The 8,048-nt window shown below is 37.1% G+C and carries 5 protein-coding genes; 2 read left to right on the forward strand and 3 right to left on the reverse strand.

What is annotated here, in order from left to right:
• Nucleotides 1-2,216, reverse strand: a 2,216-nt coding sequence (locus AC4MRQ_RS23825) for a DUF294 nucleotidyltransferase-like domain-containing protein (RefSeq protein WP_491200232.1), incomplete at its 3' end; no start/stop codon positions are given.
• Nucleotides 2,217-2,342: 126 nt separating this feature from the next.
• On the opposite strand from AC4MRQ_RS23825, the gene AC4MRQ_RS23830 reads away from it, so the two are divergent.
• Both AC4MRQ_RS23830 and AC4MRQ_RS23835 read left to right on the forward strand, forming a co-directional pair.
• Complete coding sequence (locus AC4MRQ_RS23830; protein ID WP_491200233.1) at nucleotides 2,343-4,727, forward strand: LamG domain-containing protein; 2,385 nt, start codon at nucleotides 2,343-2,345, stop codon at nucleotides 4,725-4,727.
• Nucleotides 4,728-4,837: 110 nt separating this feature from the next.
• Nucleotides 4,838-6,181 (forward strand): Gfo/Idh/MocA family protein, encoded by a 1,344-nt coding sequence (locus AC4MRQ_RS23835; protein WP_491200234.1) that lies wholly within the window; start codon nucleotides 4,838-4,840, stop codon nucleotides 6,179-6,181.
• A 159-nt stretch (nucleotides 6,182-6,340) separates the two neighbouring features.
• Here AC4MRQ_RS23835 and AC4MRQ_RS23840 read toward each other — a convergent pair whose 3' ends face one another.
• Both AC4MRQ_RS23840 and AC4MRQ_RS23845 read right to left on the reverse strand, forming a co-directional pair.
• The gene (locus AC4MRQ_RS23840) at nucleotides 6,341-7,525 is read right to left on the reverse strand and encodes a M12 family metallopeptidase (RefSeq protein ID WP_491200235.1); all 1,185 of its coding nucleotides are present in this window, start codon (nucleotides 7,523-7,525) and stop codon (nucleotides 6,341-6,343) included.
• A gap of 319 nt (nucleotides 7,526-7,844) precedes the next feature.
• Nucleotides 7,845-8,048: hypothetical protein (locus AC4MRQ_RS23845; protein WP_491200236.1), on the reverse strand; the 204-nt coding region annotated here is incomplete at its 5' end.

Here is an 8,048-nt window from a genome sequence, read left to right on the forward strand (position 1 = left end):
CGTCCTTGGCCATGCGGCCGGACAAGGTGCCGTCCTCCTGCAGCGCGATCAGCGCTATCCTTTGACGAACTATCATTACCAACAATATTACCAAAAATACTCATCGGCGACTTAAAATTCCCTACTGATTGCGCCAAACCTGATAAGAAAGTTCCTTTGGTCTGCACGCTTTCCAATACATCGTTCCTTAAATTCTGAATCAATGAGTAATTGCCATAAATACCTCTGAAATCGAAAAAGATGCCGGCTTCTACAATACTTTCCAGATCACTTGTATCCATCCATTTATCGAAATAGCTTTTCCAAACCGACCATGGTTGGGTCCATTTTGGATTACTGGCCATAATACCACCTTTGCAATAGTTATATCCTAAGGTATGCAGTGAATCAGAGATATAATTACCCAAGCTCTCAAAATATGATTTGACAGTGGTCAACTTTTCTTCGGGCTGATCTTCAAAAATAATGGCATTATCCTGATCTGTTGTCAGAGTTTGCTCCATACGCCCCTCACTGCCTAAGACCATGAACGTGAACTCACATGGTGGTGGTCCCATCTTTTCAATACCTAAATCAATAACACGTTTCGTAAATGCATCGGTTATTGATGTGATGATCCTTGTAATATTGGCTGTTTTATCACCGCTCTCTACCAAAGCATTAACCAAGACCGGTACTTTCTTATGGATAACGCTTAATTCTTCAATCGTATAAGCTACTTCAATTTCCTTCATAAAATAGCCTACCGTGTTTTGTTGTAATGCTGTTGCATCACGATAAGTGATGACGCCAGTATACTCATAATCCTCATTTAAGGTCATCAGGTAGGAAACTTCCTTGTTATTAAATGCCAAGAGTGCTTCGTAAAGCAATGCATTCTCATCTATCGACACAATTGGTGAAGTCATAATCTGTGTTACCGGGCTTTGTATATCCCTGCCCAAAGCAAGGGCTCTGTTACGCAAATCACTATCGGTGACAATGCCAATCAATTGCTCATTTTGCTTAATAAATATAAAGGCCTTATTATTCCTGGTCATCATTTCAGCTGCCTTCTGAATGGTCATATCAGCCGGACAGGAAAGTAGTTCCTGAACCAAATGTTTGATGGGCTGCTTCATTAATAACAGTGAAGTCTGCAATTCACTTGATAGTTTCTCCGTTTCTTTTTCAATCAAGACCTTTTTAGAAACTTCCTTGGGACTAATGATATAACCCTCCTGATTATTATAATTGACCTTTGAAACTGCAATTACAACATTTTTCTTGTTGCCATTGGCGCACAAAAGGTTTGTTTCAATAGAAACAGTTGTTCTTACATCGGTAAACGATTCTTCAATATCCTCCCAAGTTGTTGAAAATATATCTTCCAGGTTCTTTTTGTATAATTCATTAATACCATAACCTGACAAGCCACTGAATTTTACATTACCAAAGATGATTTTCTTTTGCAAAAACATAATGGTTCCTTCGGTTGAAGCTTCTACCAGCGTTTTATATTTCTGCTCAGACAAACGAAGTTTTGCTGTTAAATTCTTCCGCTTTATCTCAATTAAAAGGCTTTGTCTGACCACATAGAGCAGGATAAGTGTAATAATGATTAATATAACCAATGTAATTCGTAGCAACCACCTCTGTAAACTTTTAATCTCTGCCTCCACATCATCGAGGTAGATACCCGTTCCGATTACCCAACCCCACGGTTCAAACGACTTTACATACGATAACTTGGGAACCACAAGTGATGCGTCATCTTTCCACTGCCACATATAATCAATAAAACCTTCACCCGTATCTTCGACAATCCTTGCAGCTTCAACAAAAAGCTTTTTGCCATTGGGATCCTTATAATTATTTAAGTCACTTCCAACCAGATCGGGACGATAAGGGTGCATAATCATCTGCGGTTGTTGATCGATAATCCAAAAATAGTCTTTTCGTTCACTGCCATATCGAATCTCGGCTACCCGATTGATGGCTTGTTGTTGCGCTTCCTCGCGACTTAAATTTGATTTTTGATATTCATTTTCATACTCTTCAAACAAGCTCCAGGCCGTGTTGGTAAGCTCTGAAATCATCTCCTTTTTTTCGTCCATTATGGCCTTTTCAAATTCGGGCAGAAAGATGAAATAGAAAGATATAATGAATAGCGCAATAGCTAATAAAGACGGTAGAACAATACTTATGAAGAACTTATTTAAGTTATTTTCTGACATGCGGAAGCTTTAACGATTTTTTCGATGAGTTCAAAGGTACAAAAACACTTGTCTTGTTATTACAGAATGCTTAATAAATAGATTAATGTATATCTTTATGGCCCTTGCACTAAATTTAGGATACTGGTGAATTACTTAAGAATTTGGATAACAGTTATAATTGCAACTCTCGGAACATTTTATAGTGTTGCCAACTCACATTCTATCTCTCAACAATCCTTCTCGTGTGAAATTAATTTAAATGATATCCCCAAAAGTCTTAAGGCTGGAGCTCAATCTTTTATTATTGAGATAAAACAGGAGCAACAAAGCTATACTGTTTCAAACACTAATATCCCTGACCTATCACTTGAACATGTCTTTAAACAATTCATTAAATATCAAGAAGAAAACACCAACAAACACTTGACTCTCATCATAACGGGAGACATTAACAAAGACAGCATAAATCACCTACTGAATATTCAATTCAGCAACAAATATTCAGTTTATAGTCCATCTGAAAAGAAAGTTATTGGTGAATCATCAGATAATAACAACATCTCGCTTTTGGTTGTTTATGAAGATGAAATTACCCGAACTTCTGCAGATAAAATCAAAAAGAATTTAAAGTACCAAGACCGTTTTAGTAAAGAGCCATTAAACAGACTGGTATTGTTTTCATCTCAATCTTCAAAAAGTAATGAGTACTTACGGAATTGCATAAATTCATGGAATACGACGGGTAAACTACCTAATTTCATTTATTCATCTCACCTGCCCTTTCAGGAATTAAACCATATCGCAGACTCTCTAAACCAAGTAAAAAGATTCTCAGGCGAAGTTGTATATAATAATTCGGGTTTGAATGAAATATACTGGAATCACGCTCGAGGTGTAATTTCTCCGGCTCAATTCTCATTTCCAATGCTTAAATCCAGTGCAGTTTATAAGCCACATAAACATGGCTACAAGATCAGCCCAGGAGAAGTTATTCATCATGATTTCATGTCAGATAATCCACGGCTTTTTAATGCCTACGACATGCGTGAGGAGGATGATTTGGTATATAGCTTTGCTTTTGACGGGGATCAAAAGAATAAGATGGAAAGCAACTGGAACGGCAGTATACTTAAAGGTGCCAAGTTTATCAAAGATCGTGATCGAGGCACTGTTTTACATTTCTCGAAGAGTAATTCTTTTATTGATTATGGTAAAAAGAATTCTTTGAATTTCAATGCACCAATCAGTATTTCGGTTTGGATTAAGCCCTATAGTATACACGACTATAATGGCATAGTAGGTTTTGGCTCTTCTTTCTCATTTAAGCTACATCAAGCCAGCCCGGATTTTACAACTGCGACCATACGTGATCATATTGTGAAAGATAAAATTCAGGTCAACAAATGGACGCACTTGGCAGTGGTGTTTTCGCCAGATTACACCGTTAGATTTTATATTAACGGTACTAAGGTTGATGAGATTGTCACATCCGAAATTAATCCTAATGATCATGCCTTAGTGATTGGTAATAACGTATGGAGCGAACAATTTTATGGCAGTATTGATGATCTGAAAATATGGAATCGTGGCTTATCGCAAAGAGAAGTACAACAACTATATCAACAAAACATTGATGGTAGTCATCCCACAATGTTGTATACTGCTGCATCAGTAATCCTGTTAGTTCTGATTCTTTTATATTTACAGATACGAAGAAAAAAGAAGAGTAAGCAACCGGCTCAACAAGTCACATCAACTGACGAGCCAGTTTCTACTAGTAAATTACCTGAAATCACAACAGGTATTCGCTTGTTTGGTACCTTTCAATGGATTGTGGATGGTCATGAGAAATCCATCCCTGGTTTCTCGCCACTATTAAAACAAATACTCACCTACTTAATACTATCGTCTTTAAAGAGTGAGCAAGGTGTACATGTCAGTCAGTTTACCGAAACCTTTTGGCCAGGATTTCCGCCTGATAAGGCAAAGGACAATAGGGGAACCAATATTAAACGGCTTCGGAAAATACTCCAATCCTTTGAAGGGATTAATATTGTTTATCAGGATAAAAAATGGAAGATCGATTGCGCAGATGATCTATTTGTGGACATAAAAGCCTTTCAATTATACAAAGCTCGTATCAAAGAGCAATTAGATAATCAACAATTGAATATGCAGGATGTAAAATATTTGCTGTTTTTGATACAACCAGGAAATATTCTGCAGAATACGCATGCCGAATGGCTCGACCCTTTCAAAAATCAGCTTACTGAAGAAGTCATTGAGTTATTGACCAGCATTTATCAAGAAATCAAAAACGCATCAAATAAAGAGGTGGCAACTCAGTTGGCTAAAACCATGTTATTGTTTGATCAGTTAAACGAGTTTGCCTTAAAAGTACTCTTAAACGAATTGGTTTCGGTTGGTAAGCACGGAATGGCTAAGGATGAGTACAACCACTTTTGCAAACACTATTCAGCCTTATATGGTGAAGATTTTTCACTAAGTTATCAGCACCTGATTGATTAGCTACACTTTAAATTGAGAATAATTACAGCTTATTCCCCCCTTTATCCCCCCTTTTGTTCCTGTAATTGATTATATTTTAGCTACCATTATTTCAACTTAAAATTCAAATCATGAGTTCCAGCAGAAGAGATTTTCTGAAAAAAGCTACCGTGGTCAGCGCAGGTGTAGCTGTGGCACCCCATATTGTCAATGCAGGTGCTAAAAAGAGTAAAAGTAAAAAAAACGGGAATGTAAATATTGCCTTTATTGGTGTTGGAGGACGCGGACGGGCACACGTTAGAAATGTTGCTCAATTGCCGGGAGTAGATATTACAGCCATTTGCGATATTGATCCTAAAGCAATTGATATAACTACAAAACTATTGGCCAAGCATGGTCATAACAACATAACCTCTTACACGAAGGGCGACTACGCATTCGAAGAGCTATTGAAACGAGATGACGTGGATGGTGTGATCATTTCAACTCCGTGGTTGTGGCACACACATATGGCGGTGAAAACCATGAAAGCTGGTAAATATGCCGGTTTAGAAGTTTCAGCAGCCAATACCATTGAAGAATGCTGGGATTTGGTTAATACTTCTGAAGCTACGGGTATTCCTTGTATGATTCTGGAAAATGTAAACTTCCGTCGCGATGTGATGGCAGTGATGAATATGGTGAAGCAAGGCTTGTTTGGAGAAATTGTTCACGGACGATGTGGTTACCTTCACAGCCTGTTGGGTGTGAAGTTTAATAAAGACCTTGCATTTGGTGAAGGAGCACACGGAGAAGCTGCCTGGAGAACTCAACACTCTTTAAAACGTAATGCTGATGTATACCCAACTCATGGTGTAGGACCAATTGCAGCAATGATGGATATCAATCGCGGCAACCGTTTCTTATACCTGACATCGACAGCTACCAAGGCCGTAGGCTTAAAAGATTATATTGAAGAACAAGGCGGTAAAGATCATCCTCACGCTAAACTACCGTGGAAGCAAGGCGATGTGATTACGTCAACCATCAAAACAACCAATGGTGAAACCATTATCGTCACGCACGATTGTAACCTGCCTCGCCCTTATTCATTAGGATTCAGAGTACAAGGAACCGATGGCATCACAGATTTTGATTATGGTACGCGACGCATATTTATTGAAGGGCAGAGTGAAGGGCATGGATGGGATGATTTCAAAGCTTTCCAGGATAAATACGACCACCCACTTTGGAAAAAATACGAACAGGAAGCGGCAGGCAGTGGACATGGCGGTATGGACTTTTTTGTAGCCCGTGAGTTTGTAAATGCCGTGAAAGAAAAGCGTCAACCCGCACTGGATGTGTACGATGCAGCGGCTTGGAGTGCAATTACTCCATTATCAGAAGCTTCGATTGCTCAGGGCAGTGCACCTCAATATTTCCCTGACTTTACAAGAGGTAAGTGGATTAATAGAAAACCTATGGTTTTTATATAGGATAAGTAACCCGCTACTTTATTCAGGTAGCGGGTTTGTTTTGTTAAAAGAAAAATTGATTGTTATTCAATACAAGTTGAGAATTGAATTTCCTTTATTAAAAGCTATAAGTAAATAAATGCATTATAGTTGAGATCATTTGTTTTGTATCAAAACATTTTACAAATCAATTGGAGGTAAATCTCCAGAATCCCAAGAATATAACTTATATCCATCTTTTACGGTAATCTGAATAGAAGCGCTTGAGTTTATTGCAGGGCAATTAACACGCAATACACAAATTTCATTTTGACCATTACGAAGGCTAGAATCGTAATGAGCATATAAAGTTTTGTATGTTCCAGAACCAGCTCCAAGTTCTATCCCACCATTTTGGACTGTCCATTCACAAGCGGTACTAGCATTATTGCCAAAATCCACTGTCCATGAAAAGCTTTCTCCAGTTTTATTGATATTTAACAAACTCGTACTTCCTTTAATTGTCACATCAATAAATGGATAATAAGAATTTAAATGCTGCCTATCCGTTGTAGACAAATTATTTCTTTGAGCAAAGAATGGATTACCATCTAAATCAGTCATAGACCAACCTCCATTATAAAAAGAGGAGGAATACAGCATTATTGAATTAAAATCAAATGCACCATAATCATAACCATTATATCCTTGTTCAGTATACTTTTTATATTGATATTGAGTAGTTTCGTCAGATTCTATATGTTGAAAATTCACTATAATATGATCATCTCTATCCACTCTACTCTGCTCGTGGAACGCACCAAGAGCATGTAAAAATTCATGGGCAACATTACCATAAGTCGCCCAATCAGCTATACCGATCTCTTGACGTCCTCTATTCATTCCAATCGAACTTGAGTATGTACTTGCAGAATCATACACTATTTCAATATAGTTTAAAGTATACTGATTTTTCAGTTTAAACATCACATTAGTAGAACTTTCAATAAGATCAATTGCATCATGAATACGCTGTTGATCAGGCACTGAACTGTTAATTGTATAATAGACAATATTATTCGGCCATTTCCTACTATGTACACCAGCCGCTTTTAGCTTTGAATGTTTATTATGCTCTTCAAGATCATATTTTGAAATCTTAATATCACCCATTATATAATAATGTTCACCATCAAACTTAGCCATAAACTCATCCCCTAGGTAATTGATTAGAACATCAGTGGTAATTGTGTTAATTACCACACCTTCCATTGGAACATTGGATAACATTTTATCTTTAATAATTAAATCATTTTCTTTCTCACATGAAAGAAATAATCCACTCATAACAATTAAGATTAGAGTCTTTAATAATAATTTTTTCATTCTATTTTTTTTAGTTTGTTAAAGGACACTATTGTCCACATTTTATATGATGAAATATAAAAATCATAACATCTCTATCATCTGGCATTTAGTTGTATTATTGACACCAGCCTAATATCCTTTCAAAATCCGTCAGTCACCCTACTTTCTATTCTCACATTCACTTCATTTCAATTGTATAGAGATTATGCTAGTATAAAACGTGTCACTGAAGTCTGGTAATTACAACCTGACTCGAGTGATTTCTTTTTAAGACTAATTATAGATATCTTAAAAATATTACCATCAATGACATCTGCAATCCCTTTACTTTGGGCCCCTAACCCTCAATACCAATTCGGTCGCTTAATGATTTAGATAAACGCGCACTTGACATGCTGGATGCAATCAGGTTATCAATCTGATTCACCACTGCATTAAAGGCATCCGATTCTTGCACCACCTGCTGAAGTTCAATCATCTTCAATAAGTTTTTAACTGCAGTATTTAAAGGCTTTCGGGTTTCCAAAAGCGTTTTATGATT

It is taken from the genome of Carboxylicivirga sp. (genome assembly GCF_982718395.1).

Bases quoted from the DNA above. Each gene is read 5' to 3' on its own strand.
- AC4MRQ_RS23835 (WP_491200234.1), top strand. From the start codon at position 4,838: ATGAGTTCCAGCAGAAGAGATTTTCTGAAAAAAGCTACCGTGGTCAGC.
- AC4MRQ_RS23840 (WP_491200235.1), bottom strand. From the start codon at position 7,525: ATGAAAAAATTATTATTAAAGACTCTAATCTTAATTGTTATGAGTGGA.